This window comes from Streptococcus sp. 151470009-6, assembly GCF_053628175.1.
Window position 1 is genome coordinate 33,941 of record NZ_JBSEZF010000005.1, and the last position, 19,665, is coordinate 53,605.

20 protein-coding genes, 1 other RNA gene and 1 pseudogene are annotated in these 19,665 nt (G+C 43.1%); 21 read left to right on the forward strand and 1 reads right to left on the reverse strand.

Annotated elements, in window-relative coordinates; translation table 11 throughout:
* Nucleotides 1-62: 62 nt before the first annotated feature.
* The 8 genes from tadA (at nt 63) to ACUW6H_RS07365 (ending at nt 5,358) form a co-directional block, all read left to right on the forward strand.
* The gene (gene tadA, locus ACUW6H_RS07330) at nt 63-530 is read left to right on the forward strand and encodes a tRNA adenosine(34) deaminase TadA (RefSeq protein ID WP_096405661.1); all 468 of its coding nucleotides are present in this window, start codon (nt 63-65) and stop codon (nt 528-530) included.
* Between the two features lie 32 nt (nt 531-562).
* An RNA gene (gene ffs / locus ACUW6H_RS07335) (signal recognition particle sRNA small type) lies at nt 563-661 on the forward strand.
* Nucleotides 662-715: 54 nt separating this feature from the next.
* Nucleotides 716-1,159 (forward strand): dUTP diphosphatase, encoded by a 444-nt coding sequence (locus tag ACUW6H_RS07340; protein WP_096405746.1) that lies wholly within the window; start codon nt 716-718, stop codon nt 1,157-1,159.
* A 1-nt stretch (nt 1,160) separates the two neighbouring features.
* Nucleotides 1,161-1,676, forward strand: coding sequence for a histidine phosphatase family protein (locus ACUW6H_RS07345; protein ID WP_172842364.1), 516 nt, complete (start codon nt 1,161-1,163; stop codon nt 1,674-1,676).
* Nucleotides 1,677-1,689: 13 nt separating this feature from the next.
* On the forward strand, nt 1,690-3,051 hold the full coding sequence (radA, locus tag ACUW6H_RS07350; protein WP_096405749.1) for a DNA repair protein RadA: 1,362 nt from the start codon (nt 1,690-1,692) through the stop codon (nt 3,049-3,051).
* Nucleotides 3,052-3,123: 72 nt separating this feature from the next.
* Nucleotides 3,124-3,618, forward strand: a complete 495-nt coding sequence (locus ACUW6H_RS07355; protein WP_172842365.1) for a beta-class carbonic anhydrase — start codon at nt 3,124-3,126, stop codon at nt 3,616-3,618.
* A 214-nt stretch (nt 3,619-3,832) separates the two neighbouring features.
* Nucleotides 3,833-4,801 carry a ribose-phosphate diphosphokinase gene (locus ACUW6H_RS07360; protein WP_000010174.1) on the forward strand — a complete coding sequence of 323 codons (969 nt, stop codon included), beginning with the start codon at nt 3,833-3,835 and terminating at the stop codon, nt 4,799-4,801.
* Between the two features lie 119 nt (nt 4,802-4,920).
* Nucleotides 4,921-5,358 (forward strand): CoA-binding protein, encoded by a 438-nt coding sequence (locus ACUW6H_RS07365; protein ID WP_454363453.1) that lies wholly within the window; start codon nt 4,921-4,923, stop codon nt 5,356-5,358.
* Between the two features lie 28 nt (nt 5,359-5,386).
* On the opposite strand, the gene ACUW6H_RS07370 is transcribed toward ACUW6H_RS07365, so the two are convergent.
* On the reverse strand, nt 5,387-6,397 hold the full coding sequence (locus tag ACUW6H_RS07370) for a YeiH family protein (protein WP_454363455.1): 1,011 nt from the start codon (nt 6,395-6,397) through the stop codon (nt 5,387-5,389).
* A 151-nt stretch (nt 6,398-6,548) separates the two neighbouring features.
* Between ACUW6H_RS07370 and ACUW6H_RS07375 the strand changes: the two genes are divergently transcribed.
* From ACUW6H_RS07375 to ACUW6H_RS07435, 13 genes and pseudogenes are all read left to right on the forward strand, one after another.
* A complete protein-coding gene (locus tag ACUW6H_RS07375) occupies nt 6,549-7,718 on the forward strand; it encodes a pyridoxal phosphate-dependent aminotransferase (RefSeq protein WP_454363457.1) in 1,170 nt (389 codons plus the stop codon).
* The gene (recO, locus tag ACUW6H_RS07380; protein WP_454363459.1) at nt 7,715-8,485 is read left to right on the forward strand and encodes a DNA repair protein RecO; all 771 of its coding nucleotides are present in this window, start codon (nt 7,715-7,717) and stop codon (nt 8,483-8,485) included. The genes ACUW6H_RS07375 and recO overlap by 4 nt, the downstream gene beginning before the upstream one ends.
* Nucleotides 8,482-9,474: a phosphate acyltransferase PlsX gene (gene plsX, locus ACUW6H_RS07385; protein WP_206284117.1), complete on the forward strand. Its 993-nt coding sequence runs from the start codon at nt 8,482-8,484 to the stop codon at nt 9,472-9,474. The genes recO and plsX overlap by 4 nt, the downstream gene beginning before the upstream one ends.
* A gap of 5 nt (nt 9,475-9,479) precedes the next feature.
* Nucleotides 9,480-9,716, forward strand: coding sequence for an acyl carrier protein (locus ACUW6H_RS07390; protein ID WP_454363461.1), 237 nt, complete (start codon nt 9,480-9,482; stop codon nt 9,714-9,716).
* A 443-nt stretch (nt 9,717-10,159) separates the two neighbouring features.
* Nucleotides 10,160-10,348 carry a class IIb bacteriocin, lactobin A/cerein 7B family gene (locus tag ACUW6H_RS07395; RefSeq protein WP_454363463.1) on the forward strand — a complete coding sequence of 63 codons (189 nt, stop codon included), beginning with the start codon at nt 10,160-10,162 and terminating at the stop codon, nt 10,346-10,348.
* 17 nt (nt 10,349-10,365) lie between these two features.
* Complete coding sequence (locus tag ACUW6H_RS07400; protein WP_096405760.1) at nt 10,366-10,533, forward strand: class IIb bacteriocin, lactobin A/cerein 7B family; 168 nt, start codon at nt 10,366-10,368, stop codon at nt 10,531-10,533.
* A 9-nt stretch (nt 10,534-10,542) separates the two neighbouring features.
* A complete protein-coding gene (locus ACUW6H_RS07405; RefSeq protein WP_049519176.1) occupies nt 10,543-10,731 on the forward strand; it encodes a hypothetical protein in 189 nt (62 codons plus the stop codon).
* Nucleotides 10,732-10,939: 208 nt separating this feature from the next.
* Nucleotides 10,940-11,134 (forward strand): hypothetical protein, encoded by a 195-nt coding sequence (locus ACUW6H_RS07410; RefSeq protein WP_454363466.1) that lies wholly within the window; start codon nt 10,940-10,942, stop codon nt 11,132-11,134.
* 165 nt (nt 11,135-11,299) lie between these two features.
* A complete protein-coding gene (gene comA / locus ACUW6H_RS07415; RefSeq protein ID WP_454363468.1) occupies nt 11,300-13,453 on the forward strand; it encodes a peptide cleavage/export ABC transporter ComA in 2,154 nt (717 codons plus the stop codon).
* Between the two features lie 12 nt (nt 13,454-13,465).
* The gene (comB, locus tag ACUW6H_RS07420; RefSeq protein ID WP_454363470.1) at nt 13,466-14,815 is read left to right on the forward strand and encodes a competence pheromone export protein ComB; all 1,350 of its coding nucleotides are present in this window, start codon (nt 13,466-13,468) and stop codon (nt 14,813-14,815) included.
* Between the two features lie 168 nt (nt 14,816-14,983).
* Nucleotides 14,984-15,691, forward strand: a complete 708-nt coding sequence (gene purC, locus ACUW6H_RS07425) for a phosphoribosylaminoimidazolesuccinocarboxamide synthase (protein WP_454363472.1) — start codon at nt 14,984-14,986, stop codon at nt 15,689-15,691.
* A gap of 76 nt (nt 15,692-15,767) precedes the next feature.
* Nucleotides 15,768-15,836, forward strand: a pseudogene (locus tag ACUW6H_RS07430) (phosphoribosylaminoimidazolesuccinocarboxamide synthase); the annotation flags it as partial.
* Nucleotides 15,837-15,892: 56 nt separating this feature from the next.
* Entirely contained in the window at nt 15,893-19,618 is a 3,726-nt protein-coding gene (locus tag ACUW6H_RS07435) for a phosphoribosylformylglycinamidine synthase (RefSeq protein ID WP_454363473.1), read from the forward strand.
* The last annotated feature ends 47 nt before the right edge of the window (nt 19,619-19,665 follow it).

Sequence of the window (19,665 nt, forward strand, 5' to 3'; positions counted from 1 at the left end):
TTTTTTTGTGTTGAGAATCATGATATAATAATAAAATCGACAAGTAGGAAAAGGAAGAATTGATGAATTATACAGTTGAAGAAAAAGAAAGATTCATGAGAGAGGCCTTGAAGGAGGCAGAAATTGCTCTAGAACACGATGAAATTCCAATTGGCTGTGTGATTGTCAAGGATAGAGAAATCATTGGCCGTGGGCATAATGCGCGCGAGGAGTTGCAACGGGCGGTTATGCATGCAGAAATCATGGCTATAGAGAATGCGAATGCGAGTGAAGAGAGTTGGCGTCTGCTCGATTGTACGCTTTTTGTGACCATTGAGCCCTGTGTTATGTGTAGTGGGGCAATTGGGCTAGCTCGCATACCAAAGGTGGTCTATGGGGCTAAGAATCAGAAATTTGGTGCAGCTGGAAGTTTGTACGATATTTTGACAGATGAACGTCTCAATCATCGTGTAGAGGTTGAAACGGGAGTTTTGGAGAGTGAGTGTGCAGCGATTATGCAGGACTTTTTCCGAAATCGACGGAAAAAATAATTTCTCTTTAAAAATAGAGGGGAATGTGGTATAATAAACAGTGGAGCAACAGTTCTGCGTGAAGCGGGTCAGGGGAGGAATCCAGCAGCCCTAAGCGATGTGAATTGTGTGCTCTTTTTTCGTGCTTTTTTCGAATAAATAAGATAAAATAGCCTAGAATAAATGATAATAGAAAAGAGAAAAATATGAAAATTCGTGGTTTTGAATTGGTTTCGAGTTTTACAGATGAAAATTTATTGCCCAAGCGTGAGACAGCGCATGCGGCTGGCTATGACTTAAAGGTTGCCGTGCGTACGGTGATCGCGCCAGGAGAGATTGTCTTAGTTCCGACAGGGGTTAAGGCTTATATGCAACCAACTGAGGTCCTCTACCTTTATGATCGCTCTTCAAACCCTCGTAAAAAGGGCTTGGTTTTAATTAACTCAGTTGGGGTTATTGATGGGGATTATTATGGCAATCCTGGGAATGAGGGACATATCTTTGCTCAGATGAAAAATATTACGGACCAGAAAGTGGTTCTTGAAGTTGGAGAACGTGTGGTTCAGGCTGTCTTTGCGCCTTTCTTAATCGCAGACGGAGATGAGGCAGACGGTGTTCGGACAGGTGGATTTGGATCGACAGGGCACTAAGATGAAGATTATCTTTGTACGTCATGGAGAACCAGACTACCGTGAGCTAGAGCAACGTTTTTATACAGGTTTTGGGATGGATTTAGCACCTTTATCTAAGGAAGGACGGCAACAAGTTCAGAAACTTTGTCAAAATCCTTTGCTTGGCTCAGCTGATATACTGGTGTCTTCTGCAGTGACGCGAGCATTAGAAACGGCTTCTTATCTTACTTGTGCTACGGGCCTTCCTTTAAGAGTAGAGCCTTTATTGCATGAATGGCAGGTTTACGAAAGTGGTATAGAGAATTTTGAAAAAGCACGTACTCTGTTTTTAGAAAACAAGGGGGAGTTGCTTCCTAATAGTCCTATTCAGTATGAGACAGCTGAAGAGATGAAGGCGCGTTTTTTGGAAACTATGATAAAGTACCGAGACTACCAGACAGTGCTAGTTGTCGCTCATCGAATGCTCATGCGCCAGTTTGTGCCAAATGAGAAGATTGATTTTTGCCAAGTAATTGAGTGTGAGGTAGAAATTTAGAAAGAGGTTTATTATCGCAAAGAAAAAGGCGACATTTGTGTGTCAAAATTGTGAATATAATTCACCTAAGTATCTAGGACGCTGTCCAAACTGTGGAGCTTGGTCTTCTTTTGTAGAAGAGATCGAGGTTGTCGAGGTCAAAAATGCGCGTGTGTCTTTGACAGGTGAAAAAACCAAGCCTATGAAACTGGCTGAAGTAACGTCTATCAATGTCAATAGAACCAAGACCGAGATGGAGGAATTTAACCGTGTACTTGGAGGCGGAGTGGTACCAGGGAGTCTCGTACTTATTGGGGGAGATCCTGGAATCGGGAAATCAACGCTTCTTTTACAAGTTTCAACCCAGTTGTCTCAAGTGGGTACGGTTCTCTACGTCAGTGGGGAGGAGTCTGCCCAGCAAATCAAGCTACGAGCAGAGCGATTGGGGGATATTGATAGTGAGTTTTATCTCTACGCCGAGACCAATATGCAGAGTGTTCGAGCTGAGGTAGAGCGCATCCAACCAGATTTTCTCATCATTGACTCTATACAAACTATTATGTCTCCTGAGATTTCAGGGGTGCAAGGGTCTGTGTCTCAGGTGCGAGAGGTGACAGCTGAGCTTATGCAGCTGGCCAAGACCAATAACATTGCCATCTTTATCGTAGGGCATGTGACCAAGGAAGGGACCTTAGCAGGTCCGCGTATGTTGGAGCATATGGTGGATACGGTGCTTTACTTTGAAGGGGAGCGTCACCATACCTTCCGAATCTTACGAGCGGTCAAAAACCGTTTTGGCTCGACCAATGAGATTGGCATTTTTGAGATGCAATCAGGTGGCTTGGTTGAGGTGCTCAATCCGAGTCAAGTTTTCCTAGAAGAGCGTTTGGATGGGGCCACTGGTTCATCAATCGTGGTAACTATGGAAGGGACACGTCCGATTTTGGCGGAGGTTCAAGCCTTGGTGACACCGACCATATTTGGAAATGCCAAGCGTACGACGACAGGGCTTGACTTCAATCGTGCTAGTTTGATTATGGCTGTTTTGGAAAAACGTGCAGGGCTTCTCTTGCAAAATCAAGATGCCTATCTCAAATCTGCTGGTGGTGTCAAATTGGATGAGCCTGCTATTGATTTAGCTGTTGCAGTGGCGATTGCTTCGAGTTACAAGGACAAGCCAACCAATCCTCAGGAATGTTTTGTGGGAGAATTGGGTTTGACAGGAGAGATTCGACGGGTCAATCGTATCGAACAACGTATCAATGAAGCGGCAAAACTTGGGTTTACAAAAATTTATGTACCCAAAAATTCCTTGACAGGCATTAAACCACCTCAAGAAATTCAGGCGATAGGAGTGACGACTATCCAGGAAGTTTTGAAAATGGTCTTTGCTTAATCTGTGACAAATCTTCTTAAAAATGATAAGATAGGAGAAATATTTGATTATCAAATTTTTAAGGGGGAAATCGTGTCGTATTTTGAACAGTTTATGCAAGCCAATCAGGCTTATGTTGCCCTTCATGGGAAATTAAATCTGCCACTTAAGCCGAAAACAAGAGTAGCAATTGTGACCTGCATGGACTCACGGCTACACGTCGCGCAAGCTTTAGGTTTAGCACTTGGGGATGCTCATATTTTGCGGAATGCTGGAGGCAGAGTAACGGAGGACATGATTCGTTCTCTGGTGATCTCCCAGCAACAAATGGGTACACGTGAAATTGTGGTGCTTCACCATACAGACTGTGGAGCTCAAACCTTTCAAAACGAGTCTTTTCAAGAGCATTTGAAGCACGAGCTCGGGGTTGATGTTTCTGGTCAAGATTTTTTACCATTCCAGGATGTTGAAGAGAGTGTGAGAGAGGATATGCAGTTGCTTCGAGAATCTCCACTGATTCCTGATGATGTGGCTATTTCAGGTGCGGTTTACGATGTGGATACAGGGAGTATGAGAGAAGTATACTAACTTCATCTTGCAGAATTCTAATCCTAGCATAAAATCGTTACTTCAAATGTAGCGATTTTAATTTTAATATAACTAATATAAGTTGGCAAAAAACAAGGGTATAAATGTTTACTCTTGTTTTATTTTTGATTGAAAAATAAAAGAAAAAGCGCTACAATGGTAGATGGAAAATGTTGTGTAAAAAACAAGTGATACATAGATACCGGAGGAAATCATGTCTTTTTCTGATTTAAAGCTGTTTGCCCTTTCTTCAAATAGAGAATTGGCAGAGCGTGTGGCGCAAGAGATTGGGATAGAGTTGGGGAAATCGACTGTTCGTCAATTTTCAGATGGGGAGATTCAGGTCAATATCGAAGAATCAATCCGTGGAAAACACGTCTTTATCCTACAATCAACGAGCTCACCTGTAAATGACAATCTGCTCGAAATTTTGATCATGGTAGATGCCTTGAAGCGAGCTAGTGCAGAATCTGTCAACGTTGTTATGCCTTACTATGGCTATGCACGTCAGGATAGAAAAGCGCGCGCGCGTGAGCCAATCACTGCAAAACTCGTTGCAAACATGCTAGAAGTTGCTGGGGTAGATCGTTTGTTGACGATTGATTTGCACGCTGCACAGATTCAGGGATTCTTTGATATTCCCGTAGATCACTTGATGGGTGCTCCATTGATTGCGGACTATTTTGAACGTCGCGGCATGGTTGGCTCTGACTACGTGGTTGTCAGCCCAGACCATGGTGGGGTGACTCGTGCTCGTAAATTGGCAGAGTTTTTGAAAACTCCGATTGCGATTATTGACAAACGCCGTAGTGTAGATAAGATGAATACCAGTGAAGTGATGAACATCATTGGTAAGGTAGAAGGTAAGACTTGTATCTTGATTGACGATATGATTGATACAGCTGGAACCATTTGTCATGCGGCAGATGCTCTTGCTGAAGCAGGTGCTGTTGAAGTATATGCAAGCTGTACGCACCCAGTACTTTCTGGCCCTGCTATGGATAATATCCAAAAATCAGCTATTAAGAAATTGGTTGTTTTGGATACGATCTACCTACCAGAAGAGCGTTTGATTGATAAGATTGAACAAATTTCGATTGCTCATCTTCTGGGCGATGCTATTATCCGTATCCACGAAAAACGTCCTCTTTCTCCCCTATTTTGTATTGAGAAAAAGATTTAATCTTTCACTTGAAGTAGACAGAACTCCTAGCAGGTTTCTTTTCTTGCTAGGAGATTTTTATAGTCAAAATCTGCAAGCCTTTTCAAAATGTGCTATACTGAGAAAAAAGGAGGATTTCTATGAGCCAAGAATTTATCAATCCAAGTGATGGTATGATCCGTCAGTATCTAGCAACCAGTAAAACGTTAGCGGTAGTGGGCTTGTCTGACCGTGAGGAAACAACTAGTAATCGAGTGACCAAGGAAATGCAAGCTCGGGGCTATAAAATCATTCCAGTTAATCCCAAGGCTGTAGGTGGGGAAATCTTGGGAGAGAAGGCTTATGAGAGTCTAGCTGAGATTCCTTTTCCTGTGGACATTGTCAATGTATACCGACGTAGCGAGTTTTTACCAGATGTGGCGCGTGATTTTCTCAAGGCTGATGCCAAGATTTTTTGGGCACAACTGGGACTTGAAAGCCTAGAAGCGGAAGAAATCTTGCGTGCTGGAGGATGCGATGACATCGTGATGAATCGTTGTATTAAGAGAGAACATACTCGCTTAATTCTTGAGCAATAAAAAGGTAGCCATGGGCTACCTTTTTGTATTACAAAGTACCAATCAATGCTTGCATGCCAAGACTGGTGAGGATGATGGCAATCCAGCAAAGTGCTCCGAGAAGAATGGATTTACCACTGGATTTGACCATAGCAATTAGATTGGTTTTGAGACCGATGGCACCCATAGCCATGATAATGAGGAATTTGGAGAGTTGTTTGAGAGGGGTGAAGAAGCTACTAGACACACCGAGAGAGGTGAGAAGAGTCGTTAGGAGAGAGGCTAGGATGAAATAAAGGATAAAAAGTGGGAAAACTTTTTTTAGTTGGAAAGCTTGGTTGTTTTTTTGTTGGCGACTTTGCCAATAGGAGAGAAAGAGCGTGATGGGGATGATTGCTAAGGTGCGTGTGAGTTTAACAATGGTTGCAGACTCAAGGGTATTGGTCTGATAAAGACTGTCCCATGCGCTGGCTGTGGCCGTTACAGAAGAAGTATCGTTGACTGCGGTTCCTGCAAAGAGGGCAAAGCCTTCGTTGGATAGGTGAAGCCAGGTTCCTAGCGTTGGAAAGATGAGCGCAGCCAAGACATTGAAGAAAAAGATAACGGAAATGGCTTGGGCAACTTCTTTTTCCTTGGCATGGATAACGGGCGCTGTCGCAGCAATTGCAGAGCCACCACAGATCGAAGACCCCACTCCAATCAAGGTAGCTAGTTTTGTGTCTAGCGCAAAGAAACGCTGGAAGAGGTAGGCGACGATTAAGGAAATCGAAATGGTGGAAAGGATGACAGGGAGTGAAGTTTGTCCAACTGCAAAGACTTGCGAGATATTGAGACCAAAACCGAGTAAGATAACGGCATACTGGAGCAATTTCTTGGAACTAAAGGTCAAACCTGCGTCTAGTTGTTTGTAGGGTGAGAGCCAGGGGTGGAGGAGCATTCCAGCAAAAATTGCAAAGACAGGTGCACCCACGACGGGGAAAAATCCTCCCAGGAACCAAGATACGATAGAAATGAGAAGGCAGGCCAAGATGCCTGCTCCATTTTTTGATAAAAATGACATATAAACCTCCGAAAATAAGCACTTATTATTATAGTCCTGTTGAGAAGAAAAGTAAAACAGAAAGTGAAAAATGCGGGGTTCAGATGGATTTTGCGGTCAGGGAGCTTTTGTAGTATAATAGTACTATGTTCTGTAAGCAAGGGGGATATCTATGGACTTAACCAAGCGCTTTAATAAACAGTTAGACAAGATTCAAGTTTCCTTGATTCGCCAGTTTGACCAGGCTATTTCGGAGATTCCTGGGGTCTTGCGTTTGACCTTGGGGGAACCTGATTTTACAACGCCAGATCATATCAAGGAGGCAGCCAAGCGAGCGATTGACCAGAACCAGTCCTACTATACAGGGATGAGCGGTTTACTGACCTTGCGTCAGGCAGCTAGTGATTTTGTAAAAGAAAAATACCAGTTGGACTACAATCCTGAAAATGAAATCTTGGTTACTATCGGAGCGACAGAGGCCTTATCTGCTACTTTGACAGCTATCTTAGAAGAAGGAGACAGGGTTCTTTTGCCAGCTCCTGCCTATCCAGGTTATGAGCCGATTGTCAATCTGGTTGGGGCAGAGATTGTTGAGATTGATACAACTGAAAATGGTTTTGTCTTGACTCCTGAGATGTTGGAAAAGGCCATTCTGGAGCAAGGGGATAAACTCAAAGCAGTTATTCTCAACTATCCAGCCAATCCGACAGGAATTACCTATAGTCGGGAGCAGTTGGAAGCCTTGGCAGACGTTTTACGCAAGTATGAGATTTTTGTGGTCTGTGATGAAGTTTACTCAGAATTGACCTATACAGGGGAAACTCATATGTCTCTGGGAACTATGCTGAGAGACCAGGCTATTATTATCAATGGCTTGTCTAAATCGCATGCTATGACTGGTTGGCGTTTAGGCTTTATCTTTGCTCCTGCAGCTTTCACAGCTCAGTTAATCAAGAGTCACCAATATTTGGTTACTGCGGCAAACACCATGGCGCAACATGCTGCAGTAGAAGCCTTGACTGCTGGTAAAAACGATGCAGAGCCTATGAAGAAGGAATACATCCAGCGTCGGGATTATATTATTGAGAAGATGACTACTCTTGGTTTTGAGATTATCAAACCAGGAGGTGCCTTCTATATCTTTGCTAAGATTCCAGCAGGTTACAATCAAGACTCCTTTGCTTTTCTGAAGGATTTTGCTCAGAAGAAGGCTGTTGCTTTTATCCCGGGTGCTGCCTTTGGGCGTTACGGAGAAGGCTACGTTCGCCTCTCTTATGCCGCCAGCATGGAAACAATCAGAGAGGCCATGAAACGACTTGAGGAGTACATGAGCGAAGCATGATCCAGTCTATAACGAGTCAAGGTCTCGTACTCTACAATCGTAACTTTCGGGAGGATGATAAGCTAGTCAAAATCTTCACTGAGCAGGCTGGCAAGCGCATGTTTTTCGTCAAACACGCTGGTCAATCTAAACTAGCTCCGGTTATTCAGCCCTTGGTGTTGGCACGATTTCTCTTGCGAATCAATGATGACGGGCTTAGCTACATCGAGGACTACCATGAGGTGATGACCTTTCCCAAGATTAATAGTGATCTCTTTGTCATGGCCTATGCAACCTATGTGGCTGCCCTTGCAGATGCTAGTTTGCAGGATAATCAGCAGGATGCTCCCTTGTTTGCTTTCTTGAGGAAGACTCTGGAGTTTATGGAAGCAGGCTTGGATTATCAGGTTTTAACCAATATTTTTGAAATTCAAATCTTGACTCGATTTGGAATCAGCCTTAATTTTAATGAGTGTGTCTTTTGCCATCGGGTCGGTCAGGCCTTTGACTTTTCTTTTAAATATGGAGCCTGCCTTTGCCCAGAGCATTATCATGAAGACGAGAAACGTTGCCATCTCAATCCCAATATCCCTTATCTGCTCAATCAATTTCAGGCTATTGATTTTGAAACCTTGGAGACTATTTCGCTTAAGGCAGAAATCAAGCAAGACTTGTGCAAGTTCATGGATCAACTCTACGAAGAGTATGTTGGGATTCACCTAAAATCAAAGAAATTCATTGATTCCCTAGCAGACTGGGGACAATTACTAAAAGAGGAAGACAAATGAAAAAAATCGCAGTAGATGCTATGGGGGGCGATTACGCACCTCAAGCCATCGTTGAGGGTGTCAACCAAGCCCTTGCTGACTTTTCAGATATTGAGATTCAACTCTACGGAGATGAAAGCAAGATCAAGCAATATCTAACGGCGACAGAGCGTGTCAGCATTATCCATACGGATGAGAAAATTAACTCAGACGATGAGCCGACAAAAGCTATCCGTAAGAAGAAAAATGCCAGCATGGTATTGGCAGCTAAGGCTGTTAAAGAGGGAGAAGCAGACGCTGTCCTCTCTGCTGGTAACACAGGTGCCTTGTTGGCTGCAGGATTCTTTATTGTGGGTCGTATCAAAAATATCGATCGTCCAGGACTCATGTCTACCTTGCCGACCATTGATGGAAAAGGGTTTGACATGCTAGACCTTGGAGCCAATGCGGAAAATACAGCCCATCATCTGCACCAATACGCTGTTTTGGGTTCCTTCTATGCGAAAAATGTTCGTGGGATTTCGAAACCACGTGTTGGTTTGCTCAACAATGGAACAGAAAGCAGCAAGGGAGATCCGCTTCGTAAGGAAACATACGACTTGCTAGTAGCTGATCAAAGTTTGAACTTTGTCGGAAACGTGGAAGCGCGTGATCTGATGAATGGCGTTGCGGATGTTGTCGTAACAGATGGTTTCACGGGAAACGCTGTTCTAAAATCCATCGAAGGTACAGCTTTGGGAATCATGGGTTTACTTAAAAATGCTATTACGGGAGGTGGCCTTCGAGCGAAGCTAGGTGCTCTACTTCTCAAGGATAGTCTTAAGGGGTTGAAGACACAGCTCAACTATTCAGATGTTGGAGGAGCAGTCTTGTTTGGCGTCAAGGCGCCAGTTGTAAAAACTCATGGCTCAAGTGATGCCAAGGCTGTGTACAGTACGATTCGTCAGATTCGTACCATGCTAGAAACAGACGTAGTTGCTCAAACTGCGCGTGAATTTTCAGGAGAATAAAAAAGATGACAGAAAAAGAAATTTTTGACCGTATTGTAACCATTGTCCAAGAGCGACAGGGAGGAGACTTTGCCGTAACAGAGGCCTTGAGTCTGAAAGACGATCTAGATGCGGACTCAGTGGATTTGATGGAGTTTGTTTTGACACTAGAAGATGAATTTGGTATCGAAATCACTGATGAGGAAATCGACCAACTTCAAAGTGTAGCGGATGTAGTAGCGATTATTAAAGATAAAAAATAGCCAAAAGCAACATGCAAGTCATGTTGTTTTTTTATTTGCAGAAAAAAGAAAAACTTTTAGTAGAAATTGCGAATAAAGAGATGAGAAAGAAAAAGGAGGAACATTTATGTATGTGATTGGTTTTTATCCGTGGTTCATTAAGTGGTTTTTAAAATAAAAATGAATGAATTGTTCATTTTCGAATTGTTTTTCGAATAGATAGGTAAGAAGAAAAGGAAGGAGACTACGCGATGTATTTACCAATCTTATTGCCATGGTTGATTAAATGGTATTTAAAATAAATGAAATTTACCTGTTCATTTTAAATCACTTCTCGAATAGATAAGTGAGAAGAAAAGGAAGGAGAGAAAAAATGATTTCAGTTATTTTTCCAATCTGGTTTTTAAAATGGTTTAAAGCCTAGAGACCATAAACTAAAAAAATAAAAATAAAGGAGAAAAAAGATGAAAAACTTTGACAAAATGGAACAGAACTTTGTAGCTCTTACTGAAGAAGAGTTGATGGATGTGGATGGGGGAGCATGGCCGATTGTAGCTTGGGTGATTGCTAATCCTGTGACAGCAGCTAAAATTGCTGGTGGAATTACTGCAGTAGGAATTGCAGGTTATAATTATGTGACGGGTAGATGGTAATAGAAGGAGGAGATGATATGGAAAAATCTATTTTAGAATTTGAAACAATGACTAATACGGACTTGCAGGAAATTCAAGGGGGAGCCTTTCCCCTTCTTATCCCTGTGGCAGTCGGTTTTGTAAAAGGATTTGTATATACAGGTGGGGCTATTTTAACAACTCGAGCACTCTTTTCAGGTAAATAGGAGTCTGCTATGAAAAAAATCTTATTAGGATTTGCTGAGGGGTATTTTGTCGTATCGATCATTCTTTATATCGCAACGTATATGATTATGAAAAATCCGATCAATACCTTGTTTTATCCAGAAACCTACCCAATTCTGCTTGGTCTGTTTTATGTAGGATACAAGTACAAAACAAAAGAAAGTACGATTGGGAATTGATGGACCATCAGATTGGAGTTTGAGATGAAAGTTGTTCAATTACTAGGAAACACTTGGCCAGAGACCACTGTATTATTTAGCTCGATGGCTTATCTAATTATTAGAATCGTGGCTAACGTAAACAAAATAAATCTACCTACGATTTCCTTGTTTTTAGTGGTTTTTATTTTACTGTGTCGGGGCCAAGGAGAAAGAAAAGGAGAATAGAATGAATAGGATTGTAAAATATGTTCTACTATTCACTTTCCTATTTTTGATGAATATTTTCATCTTTGGGATACTAGCAACTCTTGGATTTCAAGTAACAATGAGTGAAAATAGTTATATGGTGCCCCCGGTGTTTGCGTTTATCGTTTTATACGCCATTCATAAAAGAAGTGGGAAAGGCAAGAAATCTGTGTAATTGAATATTCTAGGCAGGACTCTTGTTCTGCCTCTTTTCTTTGACAAAAAGTGCTGTTTAGGTGTGGATATTGTTTTTTCAGAAACAATTCCCTTATTTCTTCTTCGTTTGGTTAAAATAATCTTACAAAGTTTTTAAGAGATTGTTAGAAAAAAGGAGATGGATATGAAATTTAGGAAAAGGCACTATCGTCCCCAGGTGGACCAGATGGATTGTGGCGTGGCTTCCTTGGCTATGATCTTTGGCTACTATGGTAGTTATTACTCCTTGGCTCACTTGCGAGAGTTAGCCAAGACGACCATGGATGGGACGACTGCTCTGGGTCTTGTAAAGGTAGCAGAGGAGATTGGTTTTGAAACGCGGGCTATCAAGGCGGATATGACGCTCTTTGATCTGCCTGATTTGACTTTTCCTTTTGTGGCCCATGTGCTCAAGGAAGGGAAATTGCTCCACTATTATGTGGTGACAGGTCAGGACAAGAAGACAATCCATATCGCTGATCCAGATCCTGGTGTCAAGCTGACCAAGATTTCTCGTGAGCGATTTGCGCAAGAATGGACAGGGGTCAGTCTCTTTATGGCTCCGTCTCCAGACTATAAACCCCATAAGGAGAAAAAACAGGGGCTCCTATCCTTCTTGCCAATCTTACTCAAACAGCGTGGCTTGATTGCTAATATCGTCCTAGCGACTTTGTTGGTGACTTTGATCAATATCGTGGGTTCCTATTATCTCCAGTCTATCATTGATAGTTACGTACCAGACCAGATGCGTTCGACGCTGGGTATCATCTCAATAGGACTAGTCATCGTCTATATCCTCCAGCAGATTTTGTCCTATGCGCAGGAATACCTTTTACTTGTTCTGGGGCAACGGTTGTCCATCGATGTGATTTTGTCCTACATCAAGCATGTTTTTCACCTGCCGATGTCCTTTTTCGCGACACGCAGGACAGGGGAAATCGTGTCTCGTTTTACAGATGCCAATAGTATCATCGATGCGTTGGCGTCGACCATGCTGTCGATTTTCCTAGATGTGTCGACGATTTTGATTATCTCGCTTGTCCTGTTTTCACAAAATATAACGCTCTTTTTCATTAGTCTACTTGCGCTTCCCATCTATACAGTTATTATCTTTGCCTTTATGAAGCCGTTTGAAAAGATGAATCGGGATACCATGGAAGCCAATGCGGTTCTGTCTTCTTCTATCATCGAGGACATCAACGGTATTGAGACCATTAAGTCTTTGACCAGTGAAAGTTCGCGCTATCAAAAGATTGATAAGGAATTTGTGGCTTATCTGAAAAAATCCTTTACCTACAGTCGGGCAGAGAGTCAGCAAAAGGCACTGAAAAAAGTTGCTCAGCTCCTGCTCAATGTTGCCGTTCTCTGGATGGGAGCTGTTCTGGTCATGGATGGCAAGATGAGTTTGGGGCAATTGATTACCTATAATACTTTGCTTGTTTACTTTACCAATCCTTTGGAAAATATCATCAATCTGCAAACCAAACTTCAAACAGCGCAGGTTGCCAATAATCGCTTAAATGAGGTTTATCTGGTAGCTTCGGAGTTTGAGGAGAAGAAAACGGTAGAAGATCTGAGTATGATGAAGGGAGATATGACCTTTAAGCAGGTTCACTATAAGTATGGCTATGGGCGTGATGTCTTGTCGGATATCAATTTGACCATTCCGCAAGGGTCTAAGATGGCTTTTGTGGGGGTTTCAGGTTCGGGTAAGACCACCTTGGCAAAGATGATGGTTAATTTCTACGACCCTAGTCAGGGAGAGATTAGTCTGGGTGGTGTCAATCTCAATCAGATTGATAAAAAAGCCTTGCGCCAGTATATCAACTATCTGCCTCAACAGCCCTATGTCTTTAACGGAACGATTTTGGAGAATCTTCTCCTTGGAGCCAAGGAGGGGACGACTCAGGAGGATATCTTACGGGCAGTCGAATTGGCCGAGATTCGGGAGGATATCGAGCGCATGCCCCTGAATTATCAGACAGAATTAACTTCGGATGGGGCTGGAATTTCTGGTGGGCAACGGCAGAGAATCGCTCTGGCGCGTGCTCTCTTAACGGATGCGCCTGTTCTGATATTGGACGAGGCGACTAGTAGTCTGGATATCTTGACAGAAAAGCGGATCGTGGATAATCTCATGGCTTTAGATAAGACCTTGATTTTCATAGCCCATCGCTTGACCATTGCTGAGCGGACAGAGAAGGTTGTTGTCTTGGATCAGGGCAAGATTGTCGAAGAAGGCAACCATGCGGACTTGCTTGCCCGAGGTGAATTTTACGCCCATTTGGTCAATAGCTAGAAAGAGGAGAAGATGAAACCAGAATTTTTAGAAAGCGCAGAGTTTTACCATCGTCGTTACCATAATTTTTCCAGTCGGGTGATTGTACCCATGTCGCTTCTGCTCGTGTTTCTGTTTGGATTTGCAGTCTTTGCTGAGAAAGAGATTAGTTTGTCTACCCGAGCTACTGTCGAACCTAGTCGAATCATTGCCAACATCCAGTCGACTAGTAATCAAAGGATTGTGGCAAATTATCTGGAAGAGAACAAGTTGGTCAAGCAGGGGGATCTACTCGTTGAGTACCAGCAAGGGGCGGAAGCTGTTCAAGCTGAAGCATACGCCAATCAGTTGGAGGTGTTAAAGGATCAAAAAAAGCAGTTGGGTTATTTGCAATCCAGTTTGAAAGAGGGGAGTGATCAATTTCCAGAGGTGGATAAGTTTGGATATCAGGAGATGTTTCGAGACTATCTCAGCCAAGCTAGTAGTCTTAGGAGCAATGTTTCGCAGCAAAATGCCAGCATCTCCTCGCAGAATGCGGCAGCAAGTCAGAGCCAGGCCGAGATTGGCAATCTTATCAGCCAAACAGAGGATAAAATTCGAGATTACAAAACAGCTAAGTCGGCGATTGAAACAGGAGCTCAACTAGATAGTCAAAATGCAGCCTACTCATTTTATCAGACTTATAAAAACCAAGCTGGAGAAGATCCGCAAGCTAAATCGCAAGTTATTGCACAGGTGGATGCACAAATTACCCAGCTAGAGTCTAGTTTAGCTACTTATCGTGTGCAGTATGCTGGATCTGGAGCTCAACAAGCCTACGCGACGGGACTGGATAGTCAACTGGAATCGCTCAAATCTCAGCACCTAGTCAAAGTCGGTCAGGAATTAACTCTTCTAGATCAGAAAATTTTGGAGGCGGAGTCTGGTAAGAAAGTCCAAGGAGGTCTGCTGGACAAGGGCAAAATTACAGCAAGTGAGGATGGTGTGCTTCACCTTAATCCTGAAACTAGTGATTCTACAATGGTTGCAGAGGGGACATTGCTAGCCCAACTCTACCCAGCCTTGGAACGAGAAGGTAAAACTAAACTCACGGCTTATCTTACTTCAAAAGATGTTGCAAGGCTCAAGGTCGGTGATTCTGTTCGTTTCACTACAAGCAAGGATGGTAATAAAGAGCTCGTACTTGTTTCTGCCATTACGAATATTGACGCGACAGCTACCAAGACTGAAAAGGGCAGTTTCTTTAAAATAGAGGCGGAGACCAGTCTGACTCCTGAGCAGGCAGAAAGTCTTCGCTACGGTTCAGAAGGACGTTTGACGCTAATCACAGGGAAGAAAAGCTATTTGCGCTATTATTGGGATCAATTTTTGAACAGAGAATAATGTTCGTCTTTTTTCGAGATAACTGATTGAAAAACTGTAAGACAAAGGTGTTTTGCAGTTTTTTCTTTACGCAACAAGTGCTATTTTGTTAATAGTTCGTAAAAATCTTGAATTTTTGTTTGTTTTGTGGTAGAATGTGCTCAAGTAATACGAAAGGCGAACTTTAAAATGTCAAAAAAATTGATCTATTCGGGAAAAGCCAAGGATATCTATACAACTGAGGATGAAAATCTCATTATTTCAACTTACAAGGACCAGGCGACTGCTTTCAATGGTGTTAAGAAGGAGCAGATTGCGGGTAAAGGAGTCTTGAATAATCAGATTTCATCTTTTATTTTTGAAAAGTTAAATGCTGCTGGTGTAGCGACTCATTTTGTGGAGAAGCTTTCAGATACGGAACAACTCAATAAAAAGGTGGAGATTATTCCTTTGGAAGTCGTGCTTCGCAACTACACGGCTGGTTCCTTTTCAAAACGTTTTGGCGTAGAAGAAGGTATCGCATTTGAGACTCCAATTGTCGAATTTTACTATAAAAATGATGATTTGGATGATCCCTTTATCAATGACGAGCATGTGAAATTCCTAAAAATTGCGGATGACCAGCAGATTGCTTACTTGAAAGAAGAAACCCGTCGTATCAATGAGCTCTTGAAGGATTGGTTTGCTGAGATTGGTCTTAAATTGATTGACTTTAAGCTAGAGTTTGGTTTTGACAAGGATGGCAAGATTATCTTGGCAGACGAGTTTTCACCAGATAACTGCCGTTTGTGGGATGCAGATGGCAACCACATGGATAAGGATGTTTTCCGTAGAGGTCTAGGTGAACTAACAGACGTTTACGAGATTGTTTGGGAGAAATTGCAGGCTTTGAAATAAGCTGTTATAAACGGAAAACCTTCGTCTCTCAGATGTAAGGACTCAGGCTGAAAAGGTCCCCCGGACCTTTACACTCCGTCGTGGCTTGGGAGAACTAACAGATGTTTACGAGATTGTCTGGGAAAAGTTGCAGGAATTGAAATAACAACCTAGAAGTCGTTTGGGAATATTGCAAGAGCTGAAATAAAGGAATAAGAATTGATGAATAAACGTATTTTTGTTGAAAAAAAGGCTGATTTTCAGGTTAAGTCAGAGAGTTTGGTGAGAGAGCTCCAGCACAACTTGGGATTGTCAACTTTGAAAAGTATTCGCATTGTGCAGGTTTATGATGTCTTTGATTTGGCAGAGGACTTGTTTGCACCTGCAGAGAAGCACATCTTCTCTGAGCAGGTGACAGACCATGTCTTGGATGAATCGGCTATGCAGGCTGATCTTGTCAATTATGCTTTCTTTGCCATTGAAAGCCTGCCAGGACAATTTGACCAGCGTGCAGCTTCTTCACAGGAAGCCTTGCTTTTGCTTGGTAGCTCAAGTGATGTAACGGTCAACACAGCACAATTGTACTTGGTTAATAAAGATATTGATGTGACTGAGTTGGAAGCGGTCAAGAACTACCTGCTCAATCCAGTGGATTCTCGTTTCAAGGACATCACGACAGGAATTGCCAAGCAGGAATTTTCTGAGTCAGACAAGACCATTCCGAAATTGACCTTCTTTGAAAGCTATACGGCAGAAGACTTTGCCCGCTACAAGGCCGAGCAAGGGATGGCCATGGAAGTGGATGATTTGCTCTTTATCCAAGATTATTTCAAGTCAATCGGGCGTGTGCCGACGGAAACAGAGCTCAAGGTCTTGGACACTTACTGGTCTGACCACTGCCGTCACACGACTTTTGAGACAGAGTTGAAGCAGATTGATTTCTCAGCTTCTAAATTCCAAAAACAATTGCAGGCGACCTACGACAAATATATCGCTATGCGCGAGGAGTTGGGCCGTTCTGAAAAACCGCAAACCTTGATGGATATGGCAACTATTTTCGGTCGTTATGAGCGTGCTAATGGGCGTTTGGACGATATGGAAGTGTCTGACGAAATCAATGCCTGCTCGGTTGAAATCGAAGTGGACGTTGATGGTGTCAAGGAACCTTGGCTCCTCATGTTTAAAAATGAAACCCACAATCACCCAACGGAAATTGAGCCTTTTGGTGGAGCGGCTACTTGTATCGGTGGAGCTATTCGTGACCCATTGTCAGGGCGTTCTTATGTCTACCAAGCTATGCGTATCTCAGGTGCTGGAGATATTACAGCACCGATTTCTGAAACTCGTGCTGGGAAATTGCCACAACAAGTCATTTCTAAAACAGCGGCTCATGGTTATTCTTCATATGGGAATCAAATTGGTCTTGCAACGACTTACGTTCGTGAGTACTTCCACCCAGGCTTTGTAGCTAAACGCATGGAGTTGGGTGCCGTTGTTGGTGCAGCTCCAAAGGAAAATGTGGTTCGTGAAAAACCGGAAGCGGGAGATGTCATTATCCTCCTCGGTGGTAAGACTGGCCGTGATGGTGTCGGTGGTGCGACAGGTTCTTCTAAGGTTCAAACAGTTGAGTCTGTAGAGACTGCTGGAGCAGAGGTTCAAAAAGGGAATGCCATCGAAGAACGCAAGATTCAACGTCTTTTCCGTAATGGCGCTGTCACTCGTCTTATCAAGAAATCCAACGACTTTGGTGCTGGTGGCGTCTGTGTAGCTATCGGTGAATTGGCAGACGGTCTTGAAATTGACCTCAACAAGGTTCCTCTTAAATACCAAGGCTTGAATGGAACCGAAATTGCCATCTCTGAATCACAAGAACGGATGGCTGTGGTGGTTCGTCCTGAGGATGTAGATGCCTTCGTTGCAGAATGTAACAAAGAAAATATTGATGCTGTTGTGGTTGCGATAGTGACTGAAAAACCAAATCTAGTCATGCACTGGAATGGCGAAACGATTGTCGACTTGGAACGTCGTTTCCTTGATACAAACGGTGTGCGTGTCGTTGTCGATGCCAAGGTTGTGGACAAGGATGTCAAACTCCCAGAAGAGCGCAAGACAAGTACTGAAGCCCTTGAAGCTGATACTCTTGTGGTACTATCTGACCTCAACCATGCGAGTCAAAAAGGCTTGCAGACTATCTTTGACTGTTCAGTCGGTCGTTCTACGGTCAACCACCCACTTGGTGGTCGCTACCAACTCACACCAACTGAGGCATCTGTGCAGAAATTGCCAGTTCAACACGGTGTGACTCACACTGCGTCAGTCATGGCGCAAGGATTTAACCCTTATGTGGCAGAATGGTCTCCATATCACGGTGCTGCCTATGCGGTTATCGAAGCAACTGCTCGTTTGGTTGCTACTGGTGCCAACTGGTCTAAGGCTCGATTCTCTTACCAAGAGTATTTTGAGCGGATGGACAAACAAGCTGAACGTTTCGGTCAGCCAGTAGCTGCTCTCCTAGGTTCTATCGAAGCACAAATCCAGCTTGGTTTGCCATCTATCGGTGGTAAGGATTCTATGTCTGGTACATTTGAAGAATTGACGGTGCCACCAACCTTGGTTGCCTTTGGGGTGACGACGGCAGATAGTCGTAAGGTCCTTTCTCCAGAATTTAAAGCTGCTGGTGAAAATATCTATTACATCCCAGGTCAAGCTTTGGCACAAGAAATTGACTTTGATCTTATCAAGTCTAACTTTGCTAAGTTTGAAGCCATCCAAGCTGACCACAAAGTGACATCTGCATCAGCTGTCAAATACGGTGGTGTCCTTGAAAGCTTGGCTCTTGCTACTTTTGGAAACCATATTGGTGCAGAGGTGACCTTACCTGAACTTGAAACAGCCTTGACAGCTCAATTGGGCGGATTTGTCTTTACTTCTCTTGAAGAAATTGCTGGAGTAGAGAAAATCGGTCAAACAAGCGTAGACTTTACACTGACTGTCAACGGTGTGAAGCTAGATGGACACAAGCTTGACAGTGCCTTCCAAGGAACATTGGAAGCAGTTTACCCAACTGAATTTGCCCAAGCCAAAGAACTGGAAGAAGTACCAGCTGTCGCTTCTGAAGTAGTTGTGAAATCTAAAGAAGTTGTTGAAAAACCAGTCGTTTATATCCCAGTCTTCCCAGGAACCAACTCGGAATATGATTCAGCCAAGGCATTTGAAAAAGAAGGTGCAGAGGTTAACTTGGTGCCATTCGTGACCTTGAATGAAGAGGCCATTGTCAAGTCGGTTGAAACCATGGTTGACAACATTGGTAAGGCTAATATCCTTTTCTTCGCGGGTGGTTTCTCAGCTGCGGATGAGCCGGATGGATCAGCTAAGTTTATTGTCAATATCCTGCTCAATGAAAAAGTGCGTGAGGCCATTGATGGCTTTATCGCTCGCGGGGGCTTGATTATCGGTATCTGTAATGGATTCCAGGCTCTTGTCAAATCAGGTCTTCTTCCATACGGGAACTTCGAGGATGCCAGCAGTACGAGTCCAACCCTTTTCTACAATGATGCCAACCAGCACGTAGCGAAGATGGTGGAAACTCGGATTGCTAATACCAACTCGCCATGGTTGACTGGGGTGCAAGTGGGTGATATCCATGCCATCCCAGTGTCGCACGGTGAAGGGAAGTTTGTTGTGACGGCTGAGGAATTTGCTGAACTCCGAGACAATGGACAAATTTTCAGTCAATATGTAGACTTTGACGGCAAACCAAGTATGGATTCTAAGTACAATCCAAATGGTTCTGTAAATGCCATCGAAGGAATTACCAGCAAGAATGGTCAAATCATTGGGAAGATGGGACACTCAGAACGTTATGAAGACGGTCTCTTCCAAAATATTCCAGGGAATAAAGATCAATATCTCTTTGCATCAGCAGTTAAATACTTTACTGGGAAATAAGACTTACAGATTTTCTAATAGATAGTATCTGTAATGTAAAAGTCATG

What these genes read in the sequence shown, in the direction of transcription:
- tadA (WP_096405661.1), top strand. Translation starts at nt 63, where the DNA reads ATGAATTATACAGTTGAAGAAAAAGAAAGATTCATGAGAGAGGCCTTG.
- ACUW6H_RS07340 (WP_096405746.1), top strand. Translation starts at nt 716, where the DNA reads ATGAAAATTCGTGGTTTTGAATTGGTTTCGAGTTTTACAGATGAAAAT.
- ACUW6H_RS07345 (WP_172842364.1), top strand. Translation starts at nt 1,161, where the DNA reads ATGAAGATTATCTTTGTACGTCATGGAGAACCAGACTACCGTGAGCTA.
- ACUW6H_RS07360 (WP_000010174.1), top strand. Translation starts at nt 3,833, where the DNA reads ATGTCTTTTTCTGATTTAAAGCTGTTTGCCCTTTCTTCAAATAGAGAA.
- ACUW6H_RS07365 (WP_454363453.1), top strand. Translation starts at nt 4,921, where the DNA reads ATGAGCCAAGAATTTATCAATCCAAGTGATGGTATGATCCGTCAGTAT.
- ACUW6H_RS07370 (WP_454363455.1), bottom strand. Translation starts at nt 6,397, where the DNA reads ATGTCATTTTTATCAAAAAATGGAGCAGGCATCTTGGCCTGCCTTCTC.
- ACUW6H_RS07375 (WP_454363457.1), top strand. Translation starts at nt 6,549, where the DNA reads ATGGACTTAACCAAGCGCTTTAATAAACAGTTAGACAAGATTCAAGTT.
- recO (WP_454363459.1), top strand. Translation starts at nt 7,715, where the DNA reads ATGATCCAGTCTATAACGAGTCAAGGTCTCGTACTCTACAATCGTAAC.
- plsX (WP_206284117.1), top strand. Translation starts at nt 8,482, where the DNA reads ATGAAAAAAATCGCAGTAGATGCTATGGGGGGCGATTACGCACCTCAA.
- ACUW6H_RS07390 (WP_454363461.1), top strand. Translation starts at nt 9,480, where the DNA reads ATGACAGAAAAAGAAATTTTTGACCGTATTGTAACCATTGTCCAAGAG.
- ACUW6H_RS07395 (WP_454363463.1), top strand. Translation starts at nt 10,160, where the DNA reads ATGAAAAACTTTGACAAAATGGAACAGAACTTTGTAGCTCTTACTGAA.
- ACUW6H_RS07400 (WP_096405760.1), top strand. Translation starts at nt 10,366, where the DNA reads ATGGAAAAATCTATTTTAGAATTTGAAACAATGACTAATACGGACTTG.
- ACUW6H_RS07405 (WP_049519176.1), top strand. Translation starts at nt 10,543, where the DNA reads ATGAAAAAAATCTTATTAGGATTTGCTGAGGGGTATTTTGTCGTATCG.
- ACUW6H_RS07410 (WP_454363466.1), top strand. Translation starts at nt 10,940, where the DNA reads ATGAATAGGATTGTAAAATATGTTCTACTATTCACTTTCCTATTTTTG.
- comA (WP_454363468.1), top strand. Translation starts at nt 11,300, where the DNA reads ATGAAATTTAGGAAAAGGCACTATCGTCCCCAGGTGGACCAGATGGAT.
- comB (WP_454363470.1), top strand. Translation starts at nt 13,466, where the DNA reads ATGAAACCAGAATTTTTAGAAAGCGCAGAGTTTTACCATCGTCGTTAC.
- purC (WP_454363472.1), top strand. Translation starts at nt 14,984, where the DNA reads ATGTCAAAAAAATTGATCTATTCGGGAAAAGCCAAGGATATCTATACA.
- ACUW6H_RS07435 (WP_454363473.1), top strand. Translation starts at nt 15,893, where the DNA reads ATGAATAAACGTATTTTTGTTGAAAAAAAGGCTGATTTTCAGGTTAAG.